The sequence below is a fragment of the Chelatococcus sp. YT9 genome, from assembly GCF_018398315.1.
Lineage (GTDB): Bacteria > Pseudomonadota > Alphaproteobacteria > Rhizobiales > Beijerinckiaceae > Chelatococcus.
Map to the genome: position 1 here is coordinate 862,240 of NZ_JAHBRW010000002.1, position 25,428 is coordinate 887,667.

Below are 25,428 nucleotides of genomic sequence, written 5' to 3' on the forward strand. Positions count from 1 at the left end.
GCACACCCGGCACCGCTGAGGTCAGTCAAGCAAGAGCGGTGCATGGAATTCCACTGGCGGATCACTTTTAGTAAGAGGTGTCATCCACGGCACAGGCTGAGCAATATGCCAAGACCAAAACTTCATAGCGATGAATTCATTTTGAACACCGCTCTTGGCCTGATCCTCAAGAAGGGTCCTTCCGCTTTCACCCTCACCGATGTTGCCGAGGCGGTCGGTATTTCTCGGGCAGCTTTGATCCAGAGATTCAAAGACAAGGCGACGTTGCATCATCGGGTCATGGAACGAACCACCCAGCAAGTGCGCGAGTATTTTGTCCATATAGACCCTACGCCGGGCCTTGATCCCCTCTGGGCGATGCTCACGGACCTCATTGGGGGCATGGGTCAGGGCGATGGGATGGAGGGCTACCTGCTCCTGATGTGGGGTGACGTTCAGGAGGAGGCACTCCGCATGTTATCAGCTGAGCGGAACGGCCTTGTGAGAGCCGCAATCGAGAGCAAGCTCCCCCCCACGCCACATTGCCCCGAACGCGCTGCGAGCTTGATACAGTCCGTCATCCAAGGTTCCTGCTTGCAGTGGTTCGTTGAACCGGAAGGGGAACTGTCTACCTTCATGCTCAATCAAACCAAAGCGGTACTCGAGGTCCTTTACCCGGGGCACCACTTTTCCTGAGCGACGGCCTATTGTTTATAACGGTCGCGTCGGTTATATATCGAGCTTCCCTCGGGGCGGCTCCGGTGCTTGCTTGATGTCCCTTAGCTAACAAGCGTTCTGAGGGCGTTGCACCAGGGGCGCCGCTTCAAAGCCGAACAGACACATCCGATGACCATGTCGCTTTCTCCAGACGCTCAAGACATTCTCGATCTCGCAAGCAGAAATGGGCTCACTCTCGATCCGGGCTCCTTGTCTCTCAACGAGATGGGTCTCGACTTCCGGGTCGCCTTCGCGACCGATCTGCAGGGACAGCGCTGGGTGCTTCGCATCCCTCGTCGAGCCGATGCAATGGAGCGCGCCGCGAGCGAGGCCGCGGTGCTCACGCTATTGAGAGATCACCTTCCGGTTGCTGTCCCGGAGTGGAAAATCTTCACAGAGGATTTGATCGCCTACCCGATCCTTCCGGGCCTCCCAGGCCTCACGTTTGATCCAGGGACATATGAAGTTACCTGGCATTTCGATAAAGACGCGAAACTTTACTTGGACACGCTGAGCGCCGCCTTGGTCGCTTTGCATGCAATTCCACCATCGGCGGCAATCGACGCAGGAATGGTGGCGAATGGCATCGCCGAAGTGAGAGTGAAGCTTCGCAACGACCTTGAGCGGGTGAGAACAGAGTTCGAAGTTCCAAAAGACAAACGAGTATCCTGGCAAGACTGGCTCAATGACGATAGCTACTGGCCGCCTAGGGCAACAGTGATCCACGGCGATCTCTACGCGGGTCATGTGATGGTCGAGCCTGACGGTCGCGTCACCGGGATTATAGACTGGACCGAAGCGCGCCTGGGCGATCCCGCATTGGATCTCATTGGGCATATAAAAAGCCATGGCATGGCGGCACTCCCTGCCATGGTCGAGGCCTATCGGGTCGCGGGCGGCATTTCGTGGCCACGATGTATTGACCACTGCCGCAAGCTCAACTCCATGGCCGGTGTCAACTACGCCCTGTTCGCCATGACCCCTGGCGCTGAGGCGCATAGGAAGGCCGCCCAGGCTCTGCTTTTGGAAGCTGCGCCATGAGTCGACGGAGCTTGGCCGTGGTCTGGCGTTAGCAACATGCGGGGTCGCAGAAGCGGGCATCAAGATAGAGACGCCAGGCTTCAGTGCCATGCCAAACGCCGATGGAGGGCCGCAATGGGGGGCCGGCATTAGCAGTGCCGTACCGCGACGCGCACGGCGTCAGACATCGTGGGACGTGGCGGCTCGCTAGTGGGGAAAGCGTCTCGCGCCTCCATCGACGTGGATGACCTGACCGGTGATATAGCGCGCCAGCGGCGAGGCCAGGAAGGCGACGAGCACCGCAAGATCATCGGGCTCGCCGATGTAGCCGACGGGGCAGTTCTCCGCGACCCACTCGCGCTGTGCTTCTTCCGTCGGCAGCAACTTCTGGTCGATTTGCTCGGAATGAAGCCGGCCCGGCGGGATTGAATTTACAGTGATCCCGTCCTTGCCGACGACGCGCGAGAGCGCCTTGGCCCATATATGCGTCGCGCCGTTGGGCGGCACCCCGCCGTTGAGCGCCACCGGCTCGTCGCCGCCAGTGAGATTGATGATGCGTCCGAATGCCTGCGCCTGCATCGTTGGGATGAAGGCGTGGGCAAGGTCACGGCCGGCATGGAAGTTCAGCGCCATCGCCTCATCCCATTGCTCGCGCGTGCCGAGCCCCTCGAACGGACGCGAGCCACCGGCATTGTTGACGAGAATGTCGAGCCGGCCAAAGGCCGCCAGCACCTGGTCCCGGATCGTCTCGGCCGCGTCCCGTGCGGTGATGTCGGCGGTGATCACCAGTGGTCGCTCGCCGCTCCTGGCGGCGATGTCGTCCGCGGCCCGCTCCAGCCGCCCCGATCCGCGCGCGACGATCGCCAGCCGGGCTCCCTCTTTGGCAAGCCTCTCTGCGATCGCGCGGCCGAGCCCGACGCTGGCGCCGGTGATGAGCGCGACCTTTCCAGTGAGTTGGAGATCCATGACGTGTTCCCTCGCGTGGCTTCTGTGACGGATCGACCTCGTCAGAGGCCGAGATAGGCCTTTCTAACGCGATCATCGTCCTGAAGCGCGGGCGCCGGCCCCTGGATGGTAATTTCCGAATGCTCCAGCACATAGGCGTATTGCGCCTGTTTGAGGGCGAGCGCCACATTCTGCTCGACCAGCAGGATACCGATGCCCTGGGCCGCGATCTGCCCGATCACCGCCATCACCTGCTTGACCACGATGGGGGCGAGGCCGAGCGAGGGCTCGTCGAGGAGGAGATAGCGCGGCTTCGACATCAACCCCCGGGCAATCGCGCACATCTGCTGCTCACCGCCCGACAGGGAGCCGGCCTGCTGCGAGAGCCGCTCCTTCAGCCGCGGAAAGATATCGAGAACCCAGCCCAGCACGTCCTTTTCATGCGCCCGGGCCCGTGGCGCGTAGCCGCCGAGTTCGAGATTCTCGCGCACACTCATAAAGGCGAAGAGCTGGCGGCCCTGCGGCACATGGGCGATGCCCGCCTCGACGCGCTCATGCGCGGGCATGCGGGTGATGTCGCTGCCCTCGAGCTTGATCGAGCCGGCACTAACCGAGGCCTGCAACCCTGAAATCGCGTTAAGCGTGGTGGTCTTGCCGGCCCCGTTGGCACCGAGCAGGGCCACGACACCTTGCGGGGGCACGGAGCAGGACACCCCCCGCAGCACGGTAATGTCGCCGTAGCCCGCAATGAGGTCTGCGATCTCTAGCGCCATCAGTCATCGCTCCCGAGATAAGCCGCGACGACGGCGGGATCGCGCACGACATCCTGAGGCTGGCCCTCCGCGATCTTGCGACCATAGTCGAGCACCACGACCTTGTCGGCCAGCGTCATCACGGCGTGCAGGTTGTGCTCGATCATGATCACCGCAAGTCCGTCCTCGCGCGAGAAGCTGCGGATCAGGTGGATGCTCTCGTTGATCTCGGAGGCGTTGAGCCCGGCGAGAATTTCATCGAGCAGCAGCACCTTCGGTTCAATCGAGAGCGCGCGAGCGAGTTCGAGCCTCTTGCGTGATTCCAGCGTCAGGCTGCCAGCCTGCTGATCGAGCAGCGGCCCCATGCCGACCCGGCGGATGATCTCCGCCGCCCTCTCGCGCGCCGCCGTGAGGGGATGGTGCAGCAGCGCGCCGGCCGTGACGTTCTCATGCACCGTCAGGCTGGTCAGCGGCTTCACGATCTGGAACGTGCGGCCGATGCCGGCGCGCGCGCAGGTCGCGGCCGAGGCGCCGGTGATGTCCCTTCCGGCGAAATGGACGCTGCCGGAATCCGGCTTGAGCTGGCCGCTCAGGATGTTGAACAGCGAGGTCTTGCCCGCGCCGTTCGGCCCGATGAGACCAACGATCTCGCACTCGGCGACGCTCAGCGAAACCTCGTTGACCGCGACGAGTCCGCCAAAGCGGCGTACCAACCCGCTCGCGCGCATCAGTTCAGCACCAGGCGCGTGGGTTCGTGATGCTGTGGTCATGGGCGCCGCCATGCCTTCACCGTCCCCACGATGCCTTTGGGCGCGAGTAGAACCGCTGCGAGCAAGGCGATCCCGTAGATCAGCAGGCGGACCCCGCCACCGAAGAACTGGCTGAGCACGCCATCAAGCGGGGTCATCACCAGCGAGCCGACGATGGGGCCGAGCGGCGTGCCGAGGCCCCCGATGATGCTGAGCAGCGCGATCTGCACCGAGATGTTGATCGAGAAGACACTCGGGGGATCGAGGAACAGGATGTATTGTGCGTAGAAGAAGCCGCCCACAGCCGTCAACGCCGCGCTCATTATCGTCACGATCAGCTTCACCTTGACCGTGTTGATCCCCATGCTCTGCGCCGTCGCCTCGTCGTCGCGCACGGCGATCAGGTAGAGCCCGAGCTTGCCACGATGCATCCAGCGCGTGATGCCGTAGACGATCATCATGAGGATGAAGGCCGCGATGAGATAGGCCGAGCGCGAGGAGAAGATGAAGGTGTCGAGGCCGGGCCGGAACGGAATCGCGATGCCGCTCGGGCCGCGCGTCATGTCGCTCCAGTTGTTGGCGACGATCTCCATGGCGATGGGGAAGACCAGCGTCGCCAGCGAGAAGAACGCACCGCGCAGCCGGAAGCACGGCCAGCTGATCGCCACGGCGAGCCCGGTGGTGACGATCATCCCGGCGATCAGCCCGAACCACGGCGAGATGCCGTATTTCGTATAGACAATCGCCGTCACATAGGCGCCGATGCCGAAGAAGGCCGATTGTCCGAGCGAGACGAGGCCGCCATAACCGGCCATCAGGTTCCAGGCACCGGAGAGAGCCGCCCAGAGGCAGGTCATGACCAGGATGTTGAGATAATAGTCGTTGAACAGGACGGTCATTTCGTCCCGATCTCCTCCATGCCGGCACGGCCGAACAGGCCCTGCGGGCGGACGAGCAGGATCACGATGAAGAGGACGAGCGCGATCACGTCCTTGAGTTCGACCGAGATGAAGAAGCCGGTCAGCGTCTGCGTCACGCCGATGATCAGCCCGCCGACCATCGCGCCCGCGACGCTGCCGAGCCCGCCGAGCACCACGACGACGAAGGCGGTGATGATGAGGTCCACGCCCGCGGTGGGGAAAGTGTAGTAGATCGGCGTCAGGATGCAGCCGGCCACGGCCGCGCAGGCGACGCCGGCGCCAAAGGCGATCCGGTTCAGCCGCTCCGTATTCACCCCCATCAGCGAGGCGGCATAACGATTCTGCACCATGGCGCGCAACGCCTTGCCGTCGCGCGAGAACTGCAGGAAGCCGATCAGGATGGCCGCCATCAGAAAGGCGACGATGAAGGCGTAGAGCGAGGTCGCCGAGACTGCGACATTGCCGATGATGAAGGACTGGGAGGCGTATTCCGTCTGCACCGAGCGGTAGTCCGGTCCCCAGAAGGTCAGCGCGAGATTCTGCAGGACGACTGACAGGCCGAAGGTCGCGAAGATCTGCATGGCGTGCGGGGCATGCAGGATCGGCTTGATCACCACCCGCTCGGTCAGCAGCCCGAGACCGAACACCACCGGCGTGACGATGAAGATCGAGAGATAAGGGTCAATTCCCCAGAGCGCGTGCAGCCAGAAGGCGCCGAACATCGCGAGCATGATGAATTCGCCCTGCGCGAAATTGACGATGCGCAGTACGCCGAAGATCAGGGTCAGGCCGATCGACAGCAATCCATAGACGCCGCCGATCAGGAGACCTGAGACCAGCAATTGGGGAAGGATGTCCAGCATCACGTTTCCGGGCTAGGGCGGTGCCTGAGATGGCTCGGACACCGCAGGTGCTTCAGCGCTTGTCCCAGGTCGGAAGCGGCACGAGGATGGGCTCGGCCGTCTTCACATCATCGGGCGCGACCACGACGAGCTTGCCGTTCTGCCATTGCTGCGCGACGGGGAAAGACCGCTCGTTCTGGCCCTGCATCTCGTTGCCGGCGCCAAGGAACTTCACGCCCCAGCCGAGCGAGGTGCCGCCGGTCGGAATGTCGAGCGCCAGCGCAGCGGTCTTCAGCTTGGCCGGATCGGCTGAGCCGGCGGCGCGCAGCACCTTGTCGAGCAGAACATAGGTGCCGACGAAGCCCTGGGTGCCGACATAGGAGGGCGCCTTGCCATGGCTGGCCTGGAAGCGCTTCTGGAAATCCGCGAGCAGGGTGCGCGCCTCCTCAGAGAGCGAGGACGGGCTGATCGCCGCCGAGCCCTCCGTGTCGAAGATCCCGTTGACGGCCGAGCCAAGGCCCTCCGCGAAACTTGGCAGGCCGTAGATGCCGCCGGTGCCGATGAACGCGCTGACATTGACGCCGAGCTGTTTCATCTGGCGCTGGATCAGTAGCGCGTCGTTCGCGTAGGACGAGGCAATGACGATATCGGCGCCGCTCGCCTTCATGCGCAGTACCAGCGATGCGAGATCAGTCGTGGAGGCCTTGTAGGGCAGGCGACCAGCGACCTTGAAGCCGAGGTCCTTGGCCTTCATCTCAGCCGCGGTGGCGACCGAGGTGCCGTAATCCGAGTCCTCGTGCACGACGAGCACGGTCAGATCCGTCGGCTTTTTGCCGAGCTTCGGCGCGATGGTGCCGGCGGCGAGGTTGGCGGCGAGCTGTCCGTTGGAGGTCGCGGTGAAGACGATGCGGAAATAGCCGCTGAAGCCGCGCTTGGTCAGGCCGTCGGCGATGCCGCCCGTCTCCCAGTAGAGCCCACCGCGGCGCTCGACCACCTGGCTCGCGGCATAGGACAGACCGCTCGAATAGGTACCGGTGATGATCTGCAGATTTTCAAGCGATGACAGACGTTCGGCCTCTGACTGGGCCTTATCCGGTGTCGAGGCGTCACCCTGGACGAGTTCCACCTTCTTTCCGGCGATGCCGCCCTTTTCATTGATCATGTCGACTGCGACGCGGGCGCCGTTCAGGTTTTCGTTGCCGAGTAGCGCCAACGCGCCGGTCAGCGGGTATAAGGCGCCTATCCGCCAGGTCTCCTGCCCATGCGCGGTGAACGTCGACGCGGCGAGCGCGAGCGTCGTCAAGATCAATCTTTTCATTAGCTTCCCCTTTTTGCTCTTTTCTGCAGTTCGGCGATAACGGTCGCCGAATCCGTCACGTCGGCAAATTGCCGGTCCATGTCGAAAAGGCTGATCGCATGCGAGATCGGCAGCCGGTCGAAGACCGCATCGGCCGGAACGATGGCGCGGTAATTGTAGGAGGCGGCGTCGAAGACTGTGGCCCGGACGCAATTGCTGGTGGCACCGCCAAGCACGATCACGGTGTCGATGTTGCGTTCGATGAGGTAGCCGAGCAGGGGCGTGCCGTGGAAGCCGCTTGGCTTCTTTTTCACGAAAGCGATGTCGCCCGGCTTCGGCCCGACTTCAGGCAGCAGCTCAGCGCCCTCGGTGCCGTCGATGCACCAGTCATCGCGCTCCTTCATGAAGGCGCGCTTGCGTCCGTAGACGCCGATGTCATTGCCGCTCGCGTCAAGCGCGAAGCGGCTGAGGAAAATCGGAACGCCCGCCGCACGGCCCGCATCGAGGATCGCGGCGATGCGATCGACCGCCGCCCAGCCGATCTCGCCGCAGGACGAGGGATAGCGCTCGTTGCGAATACCGCGCTCGCCGACCATGTAACGCTGCGCGTCGATGACCACGATCGCGGGCTTCTCACCGAAACCCATGCGCTGCGCGAAGCGGCCGCGCGCGAGAACGGCGCGGTCGGCGTCGGTCAGGAACTCCTCCCACGGTTTCTTATCCGTATCATTCATTTGTCGGTCCCGGAGGGCGGATGTTGGGTGTGCCAGTGCTGCGCGACGTCGAGGCGTCGGCAGACCCAGACGCGGTCATGCTCAAGGATGTGATCGAGCACGTTCGCCAGCGCGCGAGCGCGGGCAGGCCGGCCGGTGATGCGCGGATGCAGCCCGATCGACATCAGCACCGGCTGCTCGGCCCCTTCCTGATAAAGCTGGTCAAAGGTCGCCTTGAGATAGCGCTCGAAATCGTCCGGCGAGGCAAAGCCGGACGGCGCCGCGAACTTTCCGTCGTTGCAATCCATCGTGTAAGGCACGACGAGGTGGTTCTTGCCCGAGACCTCTATCCAATAAGGAAGCTCGTCGTTGTAGGCATCGGAATCGTAGAGAAAGCCAGCTTCCTCGACGAGCAGCCGACGGGTGTTCTCGCTCGGTCCATACCGGCAATACCAGCCGAGCGGACGTTCACCCGTGGTGCGCTTGAGCGAGGCAACCGCGCGCGCGATCCGCTCCCGTTCCTCCTCCTCGCTGAGGCGGAAATGCTCTTCCCAGCGCCAGCCATGGCAGCAGAGGTCGAAACGCGAGGCCGCGAAAGCTTCAGCAACCTCGGGATTACGTTCGAGCGCGAGGGCGCAGGCGAACAGCGTTGCCGGAAGCTCGCGTTCCTGAAACAGCTGGAACAGCCGCCAGATGCCGACGCGGCTGCCATATTCATACATCGTCTCGAAGGCGAGGTCGCGTTGCCCGGCCGGCATGCGTCCGCCGGGTACTTCGGCGAGTCCGACTTCCGTGCGCCCGCTGCCGTCAGGCACGTTGTATTCCGAGCCTTCCTCGTAGTTGATCGCGAAGTTGACCGCGACGCGAGCCCCACCGGGCCAGCGTGGGTCTGGACGCGCGCGGCCATAGCCGACGAGGTCACGAGGTGTGGCTGGGGTGGGTCGCCAGACACGGCTCATTTACTTGCTCTCCGCCTTGGCGCCGCCCGTGGGCAATCTGCCAGTCACGCGCAGCTGGGCCATGATCTCGTCACGGTCCTGATCGATTCGGCCGCCGGTGCGGCGGATGGCGCCGGGCGTGCGCGACATCACAGGAAAGACATTCTGCATCCGCACCGGTCCGAGATCGTCATCCGGCACGGCGACGATTGAGTTGCGGGCGACATACTGGGCATCGCTGAAGATCTGCTCGATATCGTAGATTGGCGCGATCGCGGCCTCGACGCGTTCGAAGGTCTCGAGCACTTCGTCGAGATCGTGTTTCGCGATCCAACCCCCGACGATCGCGTCGATCTCCTCGACGTGCTTGATCCGGTCGAGATTGGTCTGGAAGCGCGGATCATCCGCCGTGCCGGGGCCGCCTGTCAGGTCGAGCACCCGCTTCACGATGCTGGGCGCCGCCGCCGACAGCGCGACCCAGCGGTTGTCGCGTGTGCGGTAGGCATTGCGTGGCGCGTTGTTGACCGAACGGTTGCCGGTTCGGTTCTGGATGATGCCGAGCTGGTCGAAGATGATTGGCTGGGGGCCGAGAAGCGCGAAGATTGGCTCGTAGATCGCAAGGTCGATGTACTGGCCTTTGCCGCTACCGCGAACATCGCGCTCGTAGATGGCGAACATCGAGGCGAAACACCCGTAATAGGCGGCGATGCCGTCGGCGAGACCGAAGGGCGGCAGCGTTGGCGGCCCGTCGGGCTGACCGGTGATATGGGCGAAGCCCGACATCGCCTCGGCCAGGGTGCCGAAGCCGGCCCGGCGATTATAGGGCCCCGTCTGGCCGAAGCCGGTGACGCGCACCATCACCAGCCGCGGGTTGATCTTCGACAACTCGTCCCAGCCGAGTCCCCAATTTTCCAGCGTGCCGGTGCGGAAATTCTCGACAAGGATGTCGGCATCGGCGACGAGCGCCTTGAAGACCGCGGCATCGGGCGCGGCCTTGAGGTCCAGCGCGATGCAGCGCTTGTTGCGCGCCGTCGTCTTCCACCACAGGCCATGCCCGTCCTTCTTCGCGCCCATGTTGCGCAGGGGATCGCCGCTCGGGTGCTCGATCTTGATGACATCGGCGCCGAAATCACCCATCAGGGTCGCGATGATCGGGCCGGCGAAGAGTGTCGCGCAGTCGATGACGCGCAGGCCTTCGAGCGGTCCGCTGGTTGTGGCCTTCGGGCTTGCAGTATTCGTGGTCTCAGACATGCTGTCCTGCTGATTGGGCGATCTTCAGGACGGCGCGGGCGCGGTCGATGAAGGGACCGTCGGCCATCACGCCGTCGACGGTGAAGGCGCCGACGCCGCGGGCCAACATCTCGTCCGCCTTGTCGATGATGCGGCGCGCGTTCTCGATCTCGGCTGCCCGTGGAAAGAACACTGCATTGGCGATTGCGATCTGGCTCGGGTGGACGCAGCTCTTGCCGGCGAGCCCCAGTGCCCGCGCCGCCTCGGCATCGGCGCGGTAGGCATCGTCATCCGACACCGCGACGAAGGCGCCGTCATAGACATCGATACCGGCCTCGGCCGCCGCGAAGCGCACGGCCAGCCGCACCGGCAGCAGCGCCGCTGCATTGCGCTCGATAGCAAGCGGCTCGAAAAGGTCGCCGAAGCCGAGCTGTAGGCCGATCACCCGTTCGTGTGCCAGCGCGATCTCCGCCGCCAGGCGTAGGCCGCGCGGCGTTTCGATATTGGCAAGGATACCGATGCGCCGGTCGATGCCGTGCTCACGTTCAAGCTGATCAAGTATCCTCGCTGTTGCAAGGATCGGCTCCGTGCTCTCGATCTTCGGCAGATTGACGATGTCGAGTCCGGGACGCACAACCGCCGCGAGGTCGTCTTCGAAAAGATCCTCGCCCCAAGGGTTGACTCGGACGATGGCGATCCTGGTATCGCCCACGTGGTTGTCTAATGACGTGGCAACGTATCCGCGCGCCTCAGCCTTGCGATCGGCGGCTACCGCATCCTCGAGATCGAAGGAGATCGCGTCGGCGGCCGAAGTCCAGGCCTTCTCGAACAGTTCGGGCCGCGAGCCCGGCACGAAGAGTTTGCTTCGCATCGAGGGGGAACGGGAAACCGGCATTGGGAAGGGGCCTATGAGAGTTGGTTATAGCATCGCCTCCTGCCACGGGCAGATGGCAGGGACTGCATCCGAAGGGATGACAGCGCTATTCCACCCCCCAATTGCTTAATCGGCAAATATCATGTTGTTTGAGGGTCATTCCTTCGAGGAATGGCTTTACTCCCGCGAACGCTTATGATGGACCTCCGCAAGCTCCGCTATTTCAGCAGCGTCGTCGAAGCCCGCAGCATCAGTAAGGCCGCGGAAAGTTTGCATGTCGCCCAGCCGGCCCTGAGCAAAAGCATCCAGGCGCTCGAGGAGGAGCTCGGCACATCGCTGTTGCGGCGCTCGGCTAAGGGCGTCGCCACTACGGAAGCCGGCGCGCGGCTCTACGAGCATTGTCAGATCGTCTTCAGACAGCTCGACCGGGCGCGGCTCGACGTCCGCAAATCAGTGGAGCGGCCTTCCGGCGTGGTCACGGTCGGTCTGCCACACAGCCTGATGACGGTACTCGCCTTGCCGATGCTACAGCTGACCAGCGCGCGTTATCCCGACGTGCGGCTTGAGCTGAAGCAGGAACATACCCATGTGCTCGGCAGCAACCTACGGGGGGGCAAACTCGATTTTTCCATCATGGCGAATCCGCGCTCGACGGCCGGATTGACCTGCCGGCCCCTGGTCGAGGAGGAGTTGCTTTTCGTCGAACCGATCGCCAGCAGGGACCGCAGGAAAGGCGGGCGCGTATCCTTCCTCGAGGCGTCCCATTGCGAATTTATTTTGCCGTCCGTCGGGAATGGTCTGCGCGAGACGGCGGAAGGACACTTTCGGGCACGATCCCTGCGCCTGAACGTAAGATACGAAGTCGACGCAATCGCTCTGATCGTTCAATGCGTCGAAGCGGGGCTAGGCGTTTCGCTGCTGCCGGGCGGATGCGTCGATACGGATATTGACCAAAGGCGCGTTGGCGCCAGGCTCTTCGCCGAGGGAGGTTGCCATCGGCAAATCGTTCTGTGTTCTGCTGCCGAGGCAACCCAGTCGCCGGCGGCCTCGGCGGTGATGGCGCTGGTCGATGAAGTCGCGCGCGAGCTCGTCATAGGCGGGCGCTGGCGCGGCGCCCGGGTGTCGTCCCTCGCCGAGGATTGCTGAGGCGCCGGTTGCCCTGTCGCGCTCACGCCTGCCGTGTGACCGAGAGACCGCGCGTGATCTCGTTCTTCGGCAGCCGGCATGCCACGCAATAAGCCGGATTGAAGACATTGGCGATGTCGTAACGCACCATTTGGCCGAGCAGATGGCTCGCCTCGACTATGTCGACAGCGAGATCCTCGACCAGCCACCGGAGCATCTCGCTGGTCGCGAACTGCAGCGCCTGATCGAGAGGGCGCCCGGCGGCCAGGGTCATGATGTCGGTCGCCGTTTCGCAGCGTGGCCATTGCGCCTTCGTGCTCTTGCGCAGCCTCAAGGTGAACTCGACCTCGAAGGTAGTCTCGACGCCGGTTCCGACGATCTCGCCATCGCCCTGGCAGGCGTGACCATCCCCCAGATAGAACAGGGCCCCCTTTTCAAAAACCGGAAAGGCGACGGTCGCTCCGGGCCCGAAGGCGCGGTAGTCCATGTTGCCGCCATACGGGCCGCTCGTTGCTGTGGAGATCGCCTGGCCGCGCTCAGGGGCCACGCCGAAGCAGCCCAGCATCGGCGCGAGCGGAAAGCGCCAGGCTTCCGTGCGCGCAGTACCGTCGAGCAGGCTCACCGTGCCCGCCTGCGTGTCGATGGTCCATTCGGAACGCGAGCTTTTGGGCATGTCGGAGATCATGCGCGGGTCGACCACCTGGGCCGAAAGAGGAGAATAGGTCCAGCCGGTCGAGCGCGTCGGGGTCATTCGGTCGATCGTCACCAGCAAGGCGTCGCCGGGCTCGGCGCCTTCTACCGCGAACGGGCCCGTCATCGGGTTGCCGCGTGGTGCGCGCGGTGCGCCCGTGTGGTCCGTTCCTGCAGCGTCCAACGTCTCGGTCACCACCGTATCCCCATCGGCGACCGTCAGCACGGCAGGCCGCCCGCCGATCACGTTTGCGTAGCTGGTGGGAGTGAAGCGGTGGAGCGCCATGAGAGTGCCTTTCGATAGGTCTGGAGGAGTATTCGGTGGTGTTGAAGCCTAAGCTGAATCGGGTCGGAGGTCGCGGAGGCAGTCTCTGCGCCATGGAGATTGACACGGTGATGTGGAAGATCAACAGCCAGGAATGACGGCGATTCACCAGCCGATCACGAGACAGGTGCCGCCGGAGCTGGCTCACGCATTGATTGAGCGAGCGGCAATTAGCCGGCCCTCGGGCCGATTGCGCCAGGATCGGGATCGCGGTTCCGCGAAGGAGTGCCGAGTAGCCGAAGTTGGCTGGCCGGGCGCGCAAACGGCAAGATGCCGCCGATTGCAAACCCCGCTCAAGACTGCGGCTACAACATGCGCGCTGGGCTCTGCATCGGCTGAGCGCGCGTTGGTACCCGCAATCCCCGCGTTCTAGAGCTCCTCCTTGTCAGTAACCGCTGGAGGTTTGCCTGCAAGCCTCCTACGGAGGGCTGCTGTCACATGAGGCGCCTGCAGCAAAATCGATGTGCATGCGACCTCTTTACGACGGAGGCCTGGGCCTCTGCTTCACTTCGGTGTCGCTCGGATTCAAAAGTCATCCGACAGGCGAGAGAGAGACGCCCGCCGTTGCAATCCTCTGGCGTCCGAGAAATCTCATGATCGGCTCCGTGGCGCATACTACCTCGGAGAATGACGTGCCTGTCGAAAGACCAAAGGATGTCGCAAAAAAGCTTGCAGACGACTCTCCCCTGATTGTCCGCTCCCTTCCGCAGGATATGTGGCCGCCTCCGATGACTATGATGAGGAACTTGGAAAGTGTTTGGCCGTCGTGTTCGGCCGCAGCCGGACACCAATGAAGAATTGGTAACCACGCAATTTCCGGCATCGCGCGCCTTTGCGGCATGCTAATAGTACCGGCGTTGGATCTTTGGATTCTTCGGGGGAAATGAAGATGGCCACTGTAGGGGGAGCGTCCTCGTCTCTCATTCCGGCACATAGCCCGTTCAGCTACAACGTCGGCATCAACTACGAGAGCTGGGACGGCGGTCGCGTCGGCCGCGTCATCGCCAACGATCTCGATGCGATCACGCAGAACTTCAAGCTGATCAGGACTTACCACGACGCCGGCGTCGGCACGGCCGATCCAACCAACCCGGTCATCGATCCAACGCAACAGGAGGTCATCTCCTACGTGCTAGCCCACGCCGGGCTGGAACTGAACATGGGCACGAATAACAATGCTCTGGCGAGCGGCGGCTTTGGCACACCCTGGTCTGCGGGGCTGATGGTCGATCCCGCGTATACGGATAAATGGGTCGCCATGATCATTGAGGCTTTCGGCAGCACCAATGCTGTCGAGGAAAACCTCAAGATGATCCTCCTTGGCAACGAGCTCGACGCGAATGGTCCGCCGCCCGGCGATCCGTTGTTTGAAACCTACTACAGCGTTTGGATCCCCAAGGCGTTCCTCAACCTGCAGACGTCGCTTGCGAATGCCGGGCTGGGCACAATCCCGATCTCAACGACGATCGCCAATTATGGCGCGAGCAATGTGGTCTCGACCTCGGTCTCATCGTTCATCGAGAGCCACTGGAACGCTGCCTGGAATGGTGGTGTGCCGATCGTCCTGTACAACCAGTACACCCCGGATAACGGCTCCTCGACTGACTATTCGTCTGTCATCCGCTATTTCGAATCGCTCGCGACCACCTTCGACGGCGCGCTTGCCCCCTTCATAGGCGAGACTGGGTTCTCGACGCTTTACGGTCAGGCCGGTCAGGTCACCGTCTACAGCCAGATCTTTGACTGGCTCAACAGCCAGTGGGACACGGGCCATAAGACGGTACCGCTGTTTGCCTTCGATGCTTTCGATCAGCCGACGCGCTGGCCGGATGTGGAGAAGTACTATGGCATCTACACCGATGCCGGCAGCCTCAAGCCCGGGCTCGCCGCGATCCTGCCAACCTGGCTGACGGCGCCGACCAGCACCTTTGTTCAAGGATCGGCCGCGGCCGAGCGCTTATTTGCCAAGCCGGGCAATGACGTCGTCGATTCCGGCCTCGGGCACGACATCCTCGCGCTGGGAGGGACCAGCGCGCGCTATACTGTCGCCCTGAGTGGCGCGGTGGCGCTGGTGACGGACCTTGCTACCAACTCCACCGATGTGGTCAGCAACGTGCAGGCGCTGGAATTCTCCGACGGCAGCCAGACGCTGTTCGCCACGGACCAGGCTCATATCGCCGCGCTCTATGAGGCCATGCTCGGCCGGGACGCGGACAGCGCTGGAATGGCCTATTGGGCTTCCCGCAGCTTCTCTGGCGTTGACTTCGACGCGATGGTTTCGGCATTCACAGACTCCGCCGAGTATGCCGCCCGATCCTCGCTCGACGCCAGCGCCTGGGTCGCGGCGCTTTACGACAATGTGTTGCACCGTGTTGCCGACAGCGAGGGACAGGCTTATTGGCTGGCGCAACTCGATGCGGGTCTCGCCCGGCACCAGATTGAGACCGCATTCGTTCTCAGTGCCGAATTCACCGAATTGGCGCATAGACCGGTTGATACGTCCCAGGGTGTGGGTGTCGTCGGAGGCGTATTGCCGGATCTTCTCACAGAGCACGGCCTATCACCCTGACGGCGCGGTGGGCGCGGCCATTTGATTTGAGGCTCGCGCCCTGCGGCTTTCGCTGATCGCCTGTCGTCCGGTCACCCTGACGCGGGCACCAGCTTACGCATGGTCTCAGAAGGGATACGAAACCTCAACGTGAGTTGCTCGGGCCTGGCGGTGTAGATCGCGCTGAGTTTGTCTGCGTGGGCAGTGGCGCTGCTTTGAATCATACGGCACGCATCCGCCTGTTCGTCGCTACGCTTCCTCGCTGGTCCGCCGCTCATTGAGCGCCACGTTCCACCGGCCAGGCATTAATGGCCGGTTCCCATTTCAGACTCCGACGTGCAGGGGCGTGGACCGGGCCGAGACCATAGCACTTCTTCGGCCCTGCGATGAAGTTGAAGAGCTGGCGTGCCAACGCGGCCGGCCTCTAGAAGAGACGTATTCGACTGTCGCAAGCGCCAGCCTACTGTCGGCCTTAGGTCATGACCGTGTCGGATTTTGAGATGTCTATGAGGGGTGCTCGAGAACGCCGCCATTGACATCGTGAATGCCATGGCGGCGCCCTTCCGGTCCTTGGCGCAGGAATTTAGCGCATGATCCTCGGCCACGACCCCCGGTGCATTTCCGAAGCGCTGAGCGGCCTCGCGTCCATGATTGACCTGTCGCGCCTCGCTATCGGACGCTTCGGCTGCCCCGGCGCTGGAGCAAAGGCTGCCGGGGAGACGAGAGCAATGACACACGAGATGGGCTAGTCATTATTCCCTACGCTTGAGGATGGTGAGACGCCGTCGAGGCGCCGACGGCCGCATCGCCGTTCGGCTCACCCGTCTCAGGACGCTGCCTCGGCTTCCACCGGGTCCGGCCGAATGACGACAGTTGTCGCCACCGGATAGAATTCCTCACCCGGCATTCCGACGCGGCGGGCATGCTCGCGGATGGCTTCACCGTTCTCGGCTTGATAGATGCAGAAGGTGCCGACGCGACCGTCCGCTTCGTTCACCACATAACTGCGGATCCAGCGAACCCGATCGGGCATCTCTTCGTTGCCGATCCTGGCTGACTTGGCGCCGGCCGCTTCGAGTTCAGCGAGTGACGCCCACGCGCTCGGACGGCGAATGACGTAGAGTTGCATTGTATTGTTCCCTTCAACATCCGGGCATACCCGGACTGAACACTGTGGCCACGCGCCATGCGTGACGAGGGGAAGGCTAGTGCCGATGAGCGCTGACCGTCCTTACCGGGAACCGATCTTCCGCTGACTATTTACTGACGGTGCCGCGGTTAGTTTTTTATGCGATCAATCGGGGCGGCTGCGGTCTGGAATGCAGTTTCGATTTCAGATCCGCCGCCAGCTCCTGAAGCCGCCGAGAGCCTATGCGGCTCGCGACGCGTTCTGCCGCGGCCATCTCGGTCTGCGCAGCGGCAGTATTGCCCGCCTCGGCCAAGCGGTGGGACAGTTCTAACCGGACGCGAGCCGCATGATACTCGATCCCAGCACTGGTCCAGAGTTGCCGGGCGAGCATCAGGAAAGGCATCGCCTCAGAGTTGCTCGCGAGCAGATAGCGCGCCTCATTGATCAACGCGTGGACCGCCGGCTGCGTCCAGCGCGCAGATTGGGCGCTAAGCTCGTCCAGGGCCATGGCAGCGGTATCCCTATAGCCAGCCATGGCGGCAATACGCGCCTTATGCGCAAGCAGAATGCCACGCCGTTGCAAGTGGTACCAGGTTGCGCCACCGAGCGCACCATCCAGGGCCGCCAAGGCCATGTCCACTTGGCCCGTCTCGGCGAGCAGCACTGCGTTTCCCGGTTCGGCATCCCAGCCCGCAGCATAAGCGGCAGCGTAGTCCTGACGCGCCGCGTCTAAATTGCCGATCATCGCGTGGACATCGCCACGCACCCGGTATCCATCGCCGATAGACCAGGATTCTTCCTCCGACAACTTCGGCAGAGCCTGGTCAATCGCCACCAGCGCGCCGTGCAGATCGCGCTGCGCCCCCAGTATCTCGGCGCGGTGCAGGTCGCAGGTTCCTGGCACAACCGCATAGCTCGCAGCGCACCAGCTGTCGAAACCTTCACTCCATTGGCGGGCTCGCGACCAGTCTGGATAAGTGCGGCAGCTCCACAGAATGTTGCAATAAACGAGGCTTCCGAGTACTGGATCCACGTTGCTCGACAGCGCGATGGCCGCAGCGTGGTTCTGCTGGCTCACGCCCTTCTCGATATCGCCAAGCGAGATATTGTAGAAGCCCATGTAGACCAAGGTAAGAGCGATCAGCCCCGAGTCGCCGCAGCCAATCGCGGCATTATGGGACTTGAGCGCCAGATCGAGTGCCTCCGCAGCATTGCCCGTGAAGATGGCCATCCGCGCTTTCATCCACAGCAGATAGGCGCTTGTGCGCGAGTCGTTGGTTTCGCCGAGAAGGGCTTCGGCCCGCGCCATCCACCCTGCGGCTGCGGCCGAAGCCGAGCGCTCCAGTTCAAGCTTGGCAATTGTCACGGCCGCCCTTGCGGCTAAGTTGGGGTTGCCTTCTGCGACATGGGCGGCGAGGCCGCGAATTAGAACCGGTATCGCCGCGGCAGGGCGGCCCTGGCATTCGACAGCCAGCGCCCAGACCTCGATATCGGCCGCGCAAAGTTGCCCCTCCGCATCTAGGCTTTCGAGGATCATCGCAGCCCCGTGCCAGTCCTTCGCGCGCGCAAGCTCGAGCGCCCGGGCCCGAGTGGCCTCGCCCGCGTCGAAACTCGGTACAGCGGGACCAAGACTGGGCTCATCAATCGCAAAGCGATAGCCGTGCCTGACGTAGCTGCGGATCGCCTGTTCCAGGCCGCCCGCCGCGAGCGCGGCGCGGGCCAGGCTGACGGCACGCTGCAGCGAGGCTTCCGTGACGGTCAGGTCTGGCCAGAGGGCATCCATCAGCTCGTCCTTCGGCACCACGCGGCCGGCGTTCCGGACGAGATACACCAAGAGGTCGAAGACGCGCGGCTGCACCTTCTGCACGGTTCCCCGCAAGGTGAGGGAGCGTGCATCTTCGTCCAGCTCAAAGAATCCGAAGCGGTGCAACATCACGGTTCGTCTCCGAACAGCGCGGACAACAACCGATGATACGGCAACGATCAGCCACTGATAAGGACGCGCATCAGCCTCTATGTTCCACGACCGCTCTACTACATCCCTGCGAGATGGCGCGGCAGCCAGAGCGCGAGATCGGGCCAGGCGAGCAGCATGGCGATCAAAACGAACGGCGCCAGCAGGAACGGCAGGACGCCGCGATACATCGCGCCGAGGCTGACCTCCGGGGCCTGGGTGCGGATAACGAACAGGTTCATGCCGACTGGTGGATGGATCAGCCCGATCTCGACCACGATGACCAGCAGAACGCCGAACCAGATCGGATCGTAGCCCGTTGAGAGCACCAGCGGGAGCAGCACCGGTACCGTCACCAGCACCATGCCGATACCTTCAAGGAAGCAGCCGAGGAAGACGTAGAAGACCACGAGCAGCAGCATGACCGCGAGTGGTGGCAGGCCGATCGCGTCGATGCTCCTGACCACGGATTGGGCCATGCCGGTCTGGACGACAAAGTAGGAGAAGATGGTCGACCCCAACACGATCAGGACGAGATTGGCAGTGATCCGCGTGGTTTCAGTGAAGGCCGTGCCGATATCGCCGGGCTTGAAGCCGCGCCGCAGCAATCCGAGCAGGAGCGCGCCGAAAGCGCCGACGGCGGCGGCCTCCGTGGGGCTGAACCAGCCGAGGTATATGCCGCCGAAAGTGACCGCGAACAGCAGAATGACATCCCAGATCGAGAGTACCAGGCGGAAGGACGCGGTGCGGCCTTCGGTGGGGACGCGGGGTGCTGCCCAAGGCCTGAGCCACACCCATATCGTGACGGTCGCTAGATACAGTACCGTCAGCACGAGCCCCGGGATGAGCGCGGCCGCGAACAGCTTGATGATCGATAGCTGTGCGATGATGCCGTAGATCATCAGGATCAGAGACGGCGGAATCAGGATGCCGAGCGTCCCGCCCGCCGCAACGGCACCGGCGGCCAAAGCAGGCGAATAGCCAGCCTTCAGCATCTGGGGGATCGAGATCCGGCTCATGGTCGCCGCTGTCGCCAGCGACGAGCCGCAGACCGCGCCGAATCCCGCTGAGGCCCCCACTGCGGCCATCGCTAGTGAGCCGCGCATACCGGCAAAAACCGCATTGCTGGCGCGGAACAGATCGCCGGAGAGCCCGGCCATGGTGGCGAGCGCCCCCATCAGCGTGAACAGCGGCAGTACGGAGAGCGCATAGGCCGAGGACAGCTCGAGCGGCACTGCGCCGAAGACGAGCTGCGCCTTGGCGAAACCGTCGATGGCGGCATAGCCGACGAAGCCGACGAGGCCGAGGGCAACCGCGACGGGAATGCGGGCCAGGATCATTGCGACCAGCGCCGCCATGCCGATCAGACCGATCGAAATCGCGCTCATGGGGTTGCCTCCTCGTGGCGTTGGGGGGAGGAAACCGGCGTCTCATCGCCGGGCTGACGCAGGACGTTCCTGATCTGGGAGCCGACCCGGCGCAGGACGACGAGTATGGACACGATAAGGGCTATCTCGATCGTCAGCAGCAAGGTCCAGATCGGCACCGGCAGATCGGGCTTCTGGTCGCCGAAGCGGTAGGCATCGGATAGGGGCTGCAGGAGCGTAGAGGCCAGCAGTGCAAGAAAAGCCAGCGTCGCGACTTCCCCGATCAGAATCAGGAGCCGGAGACGGCGCGGGCCAAGCATGGCATCAAAGACGTCGACCTTGATCTGTTCGTCGCGCCGGAAGCACTCGGGCAAAGCGAGGAACGCGACGAGAACCAGGGCGACCTCGACGAGATCGAGCGTGCCCTGGATCGGATGGCTGAAGAGAAGCCGCCCGCCGATGTCGAGCATCGTCCAAAACAGCATCACCGCGAGCGCAAGTGCGCCGCCGATGGTGAGGAGCCGTGCCGGGTCGAAGCGACGGCCCGAGCCATCGGCACTCATTGCGCCCGGCCCACGGCTGCGCGGAGCCTGTCATAGAAATCGCGCGCCTTAACGTTCTTTGCCTCGGCCTTGGCCAGGAAGCTGGCGGTGATCGGGCTTGTCTTCTCCTCGAAGGCCGCGCGCTCGGCCGGGGTCAAATCGAGGATCTCGACCTTGGCTGCGCGCAGGTAAGCTTCGCCCTCATCCTCCGCCGCGTCATAGAGCGCGCCGATACGACGCGCGGCCTCAGGGCCGGTCGTCTCGTCGATCAGTTTGCGCAAATCCTCCGGCAACGACTTATAGCGTTCCGCGTTCATTACCAGCGCGAAGGTGCCAGCTGATGCTTTGACCGGCGTCACCGATTTGATGCTCTCGGCCATCTGGAAGGATTTCGCCGCCTCGTAGTTGAACAGCATCCCGCCGATCGTGCCCTTGGCAAGTGCGTCCGCAAGCTCCGCTGGCGTCACCGCCGCGGGACTGCCGCCCCAAGCCTCGATGATCGCAGAGGCGATAGGCCCGTTGTGCCGGATGCGCATGCCGCGCATCGCGGTGGGATCGCGCACTGCGCCCTTGTTGGAGAACAGGCTCACCGTCGGGGTGGCGATGAAATAGAGCAGCTTCGTGCCCTCATGCTCCGCGGCGAGGTCGGCAGCCATTTCTGTCACGATCGCGGAGGCCTCCGCAGTGCTGATCGCCTTGGCGGCGGCCCCTTCGCCCCGGTTGAAGACGTAGGGAAGCTGGGTCAGTTCGGTCAGCGGAAAGCGACCGGGCAGCGCGCCGTGCAGGAAGAAGGCGATATCGGCGACGCCGGTCCGGGCGAGGTCGTATTGCCGCGGCATCGGCCCCATCTGCGCGGCCGGGAAGATCGTCAGCTTGAGCCGTCCGTCCGACCGCTTCGCCAGATCCTCTCCCCATTCCTCCAGTTTCTTGTGCAACTGGTGGTTTGGCGGCAGGTAATGCGTGACCTTAAGCTCGATCGGCTGCGCCAATACTGCCCCAGACAGGAAAAGGCTGAAGAGAACGCCCAACACGGCGCTCGCCGCTCCTCTTATCATCCGTTTTCTCCCCGTTCGTTTTGTCGTTGGGTCTCAAGCTGCGGTCACGGCTTCCTGCGTGACAGGTTCCTCTTCGCGTGTGCCGGTCACATGGGCGAGCAGTCTCGCGGCATCCGCCGGCAAGACATCGCCGCGCCAGGCGACATGTTGGTCGGGCCGGATCAGCGCGAAGCGCGCGCCGTAGCGTGCAGGCAGGCGCGGATCGCCCGGAACGAGAACCGTCAGTGGAATACGGAGCGCCTCGGCCGCGGCGGCGAATTCCACCGTTTGACCCGCCTCGCCAGCCGTGACGAGCAGCGTGAAGCCCTGGCCAAAATGATCATAGAGCGAGGAGCCGTCCGCCAGCCACAGATGCGGCGCGAGACAGCCGGGGTGGGCCGAAGGCACATAGAGCATAAAGTGCTCCGCGGGTGGCTCGCTGCCATCGGGGACTATGATTGGCGAATCCTTGTAGCGCGAGCCCAGCACGATGCCGAGCGTACGGAATTCACGCTGCTTTGTCGCTTCGATGATCTCGCCGACCTCGCGGCGGGTCGCCTCGCCGAGGACGCCGAGATCCTCCAGACCAGGCCGAACGAGCTGGTTGCCGAGCACCCCGTAATTGATCACCGCCTCGGCGATGGTGCGCTCGTGCACCGCGCGCCGCTCGGCCTCATAGCTCGCCAGCAATTCCCGCCCGCCCCAGCCCTGGAGCACCGCCGCGAGCTTCCAGCCGAGATCGACCGCATCGCCGATGCCCATGTTCATGCCGAAGCCGCCGAAGGGCGGATGGAGATGGCAGGCGTCGCCGGCCAGGAAGACGCGACCTTTCGCGTAGCGATCCGCGACCAGCTTGTGGGCGACCCACGGATCTTTGCCAACGATCTCGATGGCGAGGTCATGAAGGCCCGTGCCCTGACGGATTAGCACGACCGGGTCGACGCTTGCCGGATCGACATCGTTCGCGAGCTTGGTGACCATGAAGAACCACAAGCCCTCGCCGTCCATCGGGCCGAGCAGCGAGGGCAGTTCCTCGTTGACCATCCAGTACATGATGGCGTCGCCATGCTCGTGGCGGCGGTCGAGGTCAGGCGCCCGGAAAATAATATTGTAGTTGCGCGAAAAGGCTCTCTCGCCGGTCATCACCGCGCCAATCGCCTCGCGCACCAGGCTGCGCGCGCCATCGGCTCCGATCAGATAAGCGCTCCGGATCCGATCGACCTGCCCCGTCGTGAGCTGCCTGAGCTCGCTCGCCACACCGCCGGCGTCTTGTTCGAAGGCAGTGAGCTCAGTGCTGAAGCGGATCGTCACGCCCTGCAGCGAAGCGGCATGCTCGCGCAGAACCTCTTCCAGCACATATTGCGGCACCCATTGTGCCGATTCCGAATAGAGGTCGTTGCGTTCCGGGCTGCCGTTCAGTGCGTTCTCGAAGCGCGCAAGCCGCGGCCCCGTCATTCGAGTGGCGAAGACGACGTTGGACGGGTAGTCGCGTGGCATCGGCGAAGCCTCGCGCAGCCTGTCAGCGATGCCCCAGCGGCGCAGGTGTTCGCGCGTCCGAACATTCGTCGTCTTAGCGCGGGGCGCGTAGCCGACGCGGTCGTTGCGCTCGACCACGAGGCAGCTTATGCCGCGGCGCCCCAGCTCGATCGCCGCGGCGAGGCCGACCGGGCCGGCGCCAGCGATCAGCACGTCGATATCGTGGCCGGTTTCCTTCACCTCGCGTCCCTCTCGTCTTTCATCGGCGCTCAGGCGGCGGCTCGCACGTCATTTTCCTGGGCAATGGGATTGAGCAGCAGGCCGACACCCTCGACCTCCACCTCGCAGACATCCCCCGGCTTCATGAAGAGCGGCGGCTTACGCGCGACGCCGACGCCGGCCGGCGTGCCGGTGACGATGACGTCACCCGGCTCCAGCGTAATTGCCTCGCTGATGATGGCGACAAGGCTCGCGACGTCGAAGACCATGCTGTCGGTCGAGGCGCTCTGCACGGTCTTTCCGTTGAGGCGGGTCTCGAGCTTCAGCCCTGTGGCGCCCGGGGGTAATTCGTCGGCCGTGACGAGCGCCGGCCCGAAAGCACCGGTGCCGTCGAAATTCTTGCCGACGGTCCATTGCGGAGCCTTGAACTGGTATTCGCGGACCGAGCCTTCGTTGAAGACCGAATAGCCTACGATATAATCGAGCGCTCTGGCCTTCGGCACATGCTTGGCGCGCCGGCCGATTACCGCCGCGATCTCGCCCTCGTAATCGAGCTGGTCGGAGAGATTGGGGCGGATCATCGGGGCGCGATGGCCGATCAGCGTTGTCGCGAAGCGGCCGAACAGCGTCGGATAATCCGGCTGCTTGAATCCGCTTTCCGCCGAATGGTCTGCATAGTTCAGGCCAACGCAGAGGATCTTCCCCGGCCGTGGCAGCACCGGCAAAAAGGTGATGTGTTCCGGATCAACCAGCGCCGATGAAGGCGCCTTATCGAGCGCGGCGACGACGGAAGCGCGAGCCGCATCTCCACCTTCGACGAAGGCGAGCATGGACGCAGGCAGGCCGGAACCAGCTTCCGAGAGATCGATGAGGTCTTGACCGCGATAGGCCGCAAGCCGGGCCTTGCCGTCGCGAAGAATGGTGGCGAGACGCATGAAAGCTCTCCTTCAAACTGGATAAAGGGCGCCGGCCGCCGCTGTGGCCGGTCTCGATCGGTCCGGCTCAGGCTTCGCCGAAGAGCACGGAGAGGCGCCGCTCCGCGAAGCGCCAGGCTCCGTCAGGCTCCTTGCGGTACCGGTCGGCGTATTCGCAAACCAGGAAAGGCGCAGCCGAGCCCAGGCCCGGCCCGTCATGGCGATAGAGTGTCAGCACGACGCAGCCGCGAGCGGCATCCGGCGCGACCGGCTCGAGCAGGATATTGCTCTGGACATGGCGCGAACGGCGATCGCGCATCGCCGCGCGCTCCGCACCCCAGGCGGCGATCGCAGCCCGCCCGATCTTGTCCGGGCCCACCCCATAGAGCGTCGCATCCTGCGTGAAGAGCTCGCCGATGCGATCAGACTCGCCATGGTCGATCAGCCAGGCATGGCGCTGGATCAGATCCTCGATCGCCGCGCGATCTTCGAGAGTGAGTTGGGACGTCATCGCCACCGACCTCAGCTCGGCCGTCAGGCTGGGAGCCCGATATCGGGAGGTGCGCCCGTCGGCTGGAAATCGCCCCTGCGCATCCCGACATGCAGGGTTTCGAAGTCCGCCCCGCCCTCATGAGCTTGGTAGACGCGCTCGGGGTCGAAAAAGGTCCCGATCGGATTGGTCCTGAAGTCCTCGGATGTCCGCATCCACTCGCTGGACTGTTTCCAGTCGCCATAGCTGTCGCATTGCAGCTCGACGAAATTGTCTTCGGGATCGCGATAATAGATCGAGATGGTCATGCCATGGTCGAGGCAGAACGCCGGCAGGATGCCCTCGTCGCGCAGCCTCGCATAGGACGACATCAGGTCGTCGAAGCTCTCATACTCGAAGGCGCTGTGGTGCATGCCGTTATGGTTGCGCTTGTTGGGGTCGTCACCGAGCCCGGGCGCCGACAGGAAGGCTACCCTATGATTGGCCTCGTCATTCGTCGTCCAGGCGTTGTTCGCGTCCTGGAAATTCGGCGTGGCGCCAACTACTCGTCCATACCAGGCAACCATTTCCGCGAGCCGGCTGGTCTTGAACGTGACGTGATGAAAGGCGGGCTTGATGATGTCCATGCGTTCCTCCTGC

General features: G+C 63.6%; 24 protein-coding genes. 4 read left to right on the plus strand and 20 right to left on the minus strand.

Annotation, left to right across the window (positions count from 1 at the left end):
* Positions 1–42 precede the first annotated feature (42 nt).
* Both KIO76_RS23995 and KIO76_RS24000 read left to right on the plus strand, forming a co-directional pair.
* Positions 43–675: a TetR/AcrR family transcriptional regulator gene (locus tag KIO76_RS23995; RefSeq protein WP_213326098.1), complete on the plus strand. Its 633-nt coding sequence runs from the start codon at positions 43–45 to the stop codon at positions 673–675.
* Between the two features lie 156 nt (positions 676–831).
* Positions 832–1,737 carry a macrolide 2'-phosphotransferase gene (locus KIO76_RS24000; RefSeq protein WP_213327088.1) on the plus strand — a complete coding sequence of 302 codons (906 nt, stop codon included), beginning with the start codon at positions 832–834 and terminating at the stop codon, positions 1,735–1,737.
* A 186-nt stretch (positions 1,738–1,923) separates the two neighbouring features.
* Here the strand turns inward: KIO76_RS24000 and KIO76_RS24005 are convergent, their stop codons facing one another.
* The 10 genes from KIO76_RS24005 to KIO76_RS24050 are packed head-to-tail and all read right to left on the minus strand — an operon-like array spanning position 1,924 to position 10,973.
* The gene (locus tag KIO76_RS24005) at positions 1,924–2,682 is read right to left on the minus strand and encodes an SDR family NAD(P)-dependent oxidoreductase (RefSeq protein WP_213326099.1); all 759 of its coding nucleotides are present in this window, start codon (positions 2,680–2,682) and stop codon (positions 1,924–1,926) included.
* A gap of 41 nt (positions 2,683–2,723) precedes the next feature.
* Positions 2,724–3,437, minus strand: coding sequence for an ABC transporter ATP-binding protein (locus tag KIO76_RS24010; RefSeq protein WP_213327089.1), 714 nt, complete (start codon positions 3,435–3,437; stop codon positions 2,724–2,726).
* The gene (locus tag KIO76_RS24015; RefSeq protein ID WP_249730017.1) at positions 3,434–4,183 is read right to left on the minus strand and encodes an ABC transporter ATP-binding protein; all 750 of its coding nucleotides are present in this window, start codon (positions 4,181–4,183) and stop codon (positions 3,434–3,436) included. Before KIO76_RS24015 ends, KIO76_RS24010 begins: the two co-directional genes overlap by 4 nt.
* Entirely contained in the window at positions 4,180–5,061 is an 882-nt protein-coding gene (locus KIO76_RS24020; protein WP_213326100.1) for a branched-chain amino acid ABC transporter permease, read from the minus strand. The genes KIO76_RS24015 and KIO76_RS24020 overlap by 4 nt, the downstream gene beginning before the upstream one ends.
* A complete protein-coding gene (locus tag KIO76_RS24025; protein WP_213326101.1) occupies positions 5,058–5,945 on the minus strand; it encodes a branched-chain amino acid ABC transporter permease in 888 nt (295 codons plus the stop codon). Before KIO76_RS24025 ends, KIO76_RS24020 begins: the two co-directional genes overlap by 4 nt.
* A gap of 52 nt (positions 5,946–5,997) precedes the next feature.
* Positions 5,998–7,242, minus strand: a complete 1,245-nt coding sequence (locus KIO76_RS24030; RefSeq protein ID WP_213326102.1) for an ABC transporter substrate-binding protein — start codon at positions 7,240–7,242, stop codon at positions 5,998–6,000.
* Positions 7,242–7,955: a cysteine hydrolase family protein gene (locus tag KIO76_RS24035; protein ID WP_213326103.1), complete on the minus strand. Its 714-nt coding sequence runs from the start codon at positions 7,953–7,955 to the stop codon at positions 7,242–7,244. The genes KIO76_RS24030 and KIO76_RS24035 overlap by 1 nt, the downstream gene beginning before the upstream one ends.
* A complete protein-coding gene (locus KIO76_RS24040; RefSeq protein ID WP_213326104.1) occupies positions 7,952–8,893 on the minus strand; it encodes an allantoinase PuuE in 942 nt (313 codons plus the stop codon). Before KIO76_RS24040 ends, KIO76_RS24035 begins: the two co-directional genes overlap by 4 nt.
* A complete protein-coding gene (locus tag KIO76_RS24045; RefSeq protein ID WP_213326105.1) occupies positions 8,894–10,123 on the minus strand; it encodes a CaiB/BaiF CoA transferase family protein in 1,230 nt (409 codons plus the stop codon).
* Entirely contained in the window at positions 10,116–10,973 is an 858-nt protein-coding gene (locus KIO76_RS24050; protein WP_213326106.1) for an HpcH/HpaI aldolase/citrate lyase family protein, read from the minus strand. The genes KIO76_RS24045 and KIO76_RS24050 overlap by 8 nt, the downstream gene beginning before the upstream one ends.
* A 198-nt stretch (positions 10,974–11,171) precedes the next feature.
* Here KIO76_RS24050 and KIO76_RS24055 point away from each other — a divergent pair, with 198 nt between their 5' ends.
* On the plus strand, positions 11,172–12,122 hold the full coding sequence (locus KIO76_RS24055; RefSeq protein ID WP_213326107.1) for a LysR family transcriptional regulator: 951 nt from the start codon (positions 11,172–11,174) through the stop codon (positions 12,120–12,122).
* Positions 12,123–12,144: 22 nt separating this feature from the next.
* Here the strand turns inward: KIO76_RS24055 and KIO76_RS24060 are convergent, their stop codons facing one another.
* A complete protein-coding gene (locus KIO76_RS24060) occupies positions 12,145–13,077 on the minus strand; it encodes an acetamidase/formamidase family protein (protein WP_213326108.1) in 933 nt (310 codons plus the stop codon).
* Positions 13,078–14,005: 928 nt separating this feature from the next.
* Between KIO76_RS24060 and KIO76_RS24065 the strand changes: the two genes are divergently transcribed.
* Complete coding sequence (locus KIO76_RS24065; RefSeq protein WP_213326109.1) at positions 14,006–15,685, plus strand: DUF4214 domain-containing protein; 1,680 nt, start codon at positions 14,006–14,008, stop codon at positions 15,683–15,685.
* Between the two features lie 805 nt (positions 15,686–16,490).
* Here the strand turns inward: KIO76_RS24065 and KIO76_RS24070 are convergent.
* From KIO76_RS24070 to KIO76_RS24110, 9 genes are all read right to left on the minus strand, one after another.
* Positions 16,491–16,793, minus strand: coding sequence for a DUF4242 domain-containing protein (locus tag KIO76_RS24070; RefSeq protein ID WP_213326110.1), 303 nt, complete (start codon positions 16,791–16,793; stop codon positions 16,491–16,493).
* A 157-nt stretch (positions 16,794–16,950) separates the two neighbouring features.
* Positions 16,951–18,726, minus strand: coding sequence for a winged helix-turn-helix domain-containing protein (locus KIO76_RS24075; protein WP_249730138.1), 1,776 nt, complete (start codon positions 18,724–18,726; stop codon positions 16,951–16,953).
* A 101-nt stretch (positions 18,727–18,827) separates the two neighbouring features.
* Entirely contained in the window at positions 18,828–20,135 is a 1,308-nt protein-coding gene (locus tag KIO76_RS24080) for a TRAP transporter large permease (protein ID WP_213326112.1), read from the minus strand.
* The gene (locus KIO76_RS24085) at positions 20,132–20,677 is read right to left on the minus strand and encodes a TRAP transporter small permease (RefSeq protein ID WP_213326113.1); all 546 of its coding nucleotides are present in this window, start codon (positions 20,675–20,677) and stop codon (positions 20,132–20,134) included. Before KIO76_RS24085 ends, KIO76_RS24080 begins: the two co-directional genes overlap by 4 nt.
* On the minus strand, positions 20,674–21,711 hold the full coding sequence (locus tag KIO76_RS24090) for a TRAP transporter substrate-binding protein (protein ID WP_213326114.1): 1,038 nt from the start codon (positions 21,709–21,711) through the stop codon (positions 20,674–20,676). Before KIO76_RS24090 ends, KIO76_RS24085 begins: the two co-directional genes overlap by 4 nt.
* A 33-nt stretch (positions 21,712–21,744) precedes the next feature.
* Positions 21,745–23,406, minus strand: a complete 1,662-nt coding sequence (locus tag KIO76_RS24095; protein WP_213326115.1) for an FAD-dependent monooxygenase — start codon at positions 23,404–23,406, stop codon at positions 21,745–21,747.
* Between the two features lie 29 nt (positions 23,407–23,435).
* Entirely contained in the window at positions 23,436–24,320 is an 885-nt protein-coding gene (locus KIO76_RS24100; protein WP_213326116.1) for a fumarylacetoacetate hydrolase family protein, read from the minus strand.
* Positions 24,321–24,387: 67 nt separating this feature from the next.
* Complete coding sequence (locus tag KIO76_RS24105; RefSeq protein ID WP_213326117.1) at positions 24,388–24,810, minus strand: nuclear transport factor 2 family protein; 423 nt, start codon at positions 24,808–24,810, stop codon at positions 24,388–24,390.
* A 23-nt stretch (positions 24,811–24,833) separates the two neighbouring features.
* Positions 24,834–25,415 carry a VOC family protein gene (locus tag KIO76_RS24110; protein ID WP_213326118.1) on the minus strand — a complete coding sequence of 194 codons (582 nt, stop codon included), beginning with the start codon at positions 25,413–25,415 and terminating at the stop codon, positions 24,834–24,836.
* Between the last annotated feature and the right edge of the window lie 13 nt (positions 25,416–25,428).

What these genes read in the sequence shown, in the direction of transcription:
- KIO76_RS24055 (WP_213326107.1), top strand. Translation starts at nt 11,172, where the DNA reads ATGATGGACCTCCGCAAGCTCCGCTATTTCAGCAGCGTCGTCGAAGCC.
- KIO76_RS24060 (WP_213326108.1), bottom strand. Translation starts at nt 13,077, where the DNA reads ATGGCGCTCCACCGCTTCACTCCCACCAGCTACGCAAACGTGATCGGC.
- KIO76_RS24020 (WP_213326100.1), bottom strand. Translation starts at nt 5,061, where the DNA reads ATGACCGTCCTGTTCAACGACTATTATCTCAACATCCTGGTCATGACC.
- KIO76_RS24040 (WP_213326104.1), bottom strand. Translation starts at nt 8,893, where the DNA reads ATGAGCCGTGTCTGGCGACCCACCCCAGCCACACCTCGTGACCTCGTC.
- KIO76_RS24065 (WP_213326109.1), top strand. Translation starts at nt 14,006, where the DNA reads ATGGCCACTGTAGGGGGAGCGTCCTCGTCTCTCATTCCGGCACATAGC.
- KIO76_RS24000 (WP_213327088.1), top strand. Translation starts at nt 832, where the DNA reads ATGTCGCTTTCTCCAGACGCTCAAGACATTCTCGATCTCGCAAGCAGA.
- KIO76_RS24035 (WP_213326103.1), bottom strand. Translation starts at nt 7,955, where the DNA reads ATGAATGATACGGATAAGAAACCGTGGGAGGAGTTCCTGACCGACGCC.
- KIO76_RS24080 (WP_213326112.1), bottom strand. Translation starts at nt 20,135, where the DNA reads ATGAGCGCGATTTCGATCGGTCTGATCGGCATGGCGGCGCTGGTCGCA.
- KIO76_RS24105 (WP_213326117.1), bottom strand. Translation starts at nt 24,810, where the DNA reads ATGACGTCCCAACTCACTCTCGAAGATCGCGCGGCGATCGAGGATCTG.
- KIO76_RS24090 (WP_213326114.1), bottom strand. Translation starts at nt 21,711, where the DNA reads ATGATAAGAGGAGCGGCGAGCGCCGTGTTGGGCGTTCTCTTCAGCCTT.
- KIO76_RS24085 (WP_213326113.1), bottom strand. Translation starts at nt 20,677, where the DNA reads ATGAGTGCCGATGGCTCGGGCCGTCGCTTCGACCCGGCACGGCTCCTC.
- KIO76_RS24075 (WP_249730138.1), bottom strand. Translation starts at nt 18,726, where the DNA reads ATGTTGCACCGCTTCGGATTCTTTGAGCTGGACGAAGATGCACGCTCC.
- KIO76_RS24025 (WP_213326101.1), bottom strand. Translation starts at nt 5,945, where the DNA reads ATGCTGGACATCCTTCCCCAATTGCTGGTCTCAGGTCTCCTGATCGGC.
- KIO76_RS24030 (WP_213326102.1), bottom strand. Translation starts at nt 7,242, where the DNA reads ATGAAAAGATTGATCTTGACGACGCTCGCGCTCGCCGCGTCGACGTTC.
- KIO76_RS24100 (WP_213326116.1), bottom strand. Translation starts at nt 24,320, where the DNA reads ATGCGTCTCGCCACCATTCTTCGCGACGGCAAGGCCCGGCTTGCGGCC.
- KIO76_RS24045 (WP_213326105.1), bottom strand. Translation starts at nt 10,123, where the DNA reads ATGTCTGAGACCACGAATACTGCAAGCCCGAAGGCCACAACCAGCGGA.
- KIO76_RS24070 (WP_213326110.1), bottom strand. Translation starts at nt 16,793, where the DNA reads ATGCAACTCTACGTCATTCGCCGTCCGAGCGCGTGGGCGTCACTCGCT.
- KIO76_RS24005 (WP_213326099.1), bottom strand. Translation starts at nt 2,682, where the DNA reads ATGGATCTCCAACTCACTGGAAAGGTCGCGCTCATCACCGGCGCCAGC.
- KIO76_RS24015 (WP_249730017.1), bottom strand. Translation starts at nt 4,183, where the DNA reads ATGACCACAGCATCACGAACCCACGCGCCTGGTGCTGAACTGATGCGC.
- KIO76_RS24110 (WP_213326118.1), bottom strand. Translation starts at nt 25,415, where the DNA reads ATGGACATCATCAAGCCCGCCTTTCATCACGTCACGTTCAAGACCAGC.
- KIO76_RS23995 (WP_213326098.1), top strand. Translation starts at nt 43, where the DNA reads ATGGAATTCCACTGGCGGATCACTTTTAGTAAGAGGTGTCATCCACGG.
- KIO76_RS24050 (WP_213326106.1), bottom strand. Translation starts at nt 10,973, where the DNA reads ATGCGAAGCAAACTCTTCGTGCCGGGCTCGCGGCCCGAACTGTTCGAG.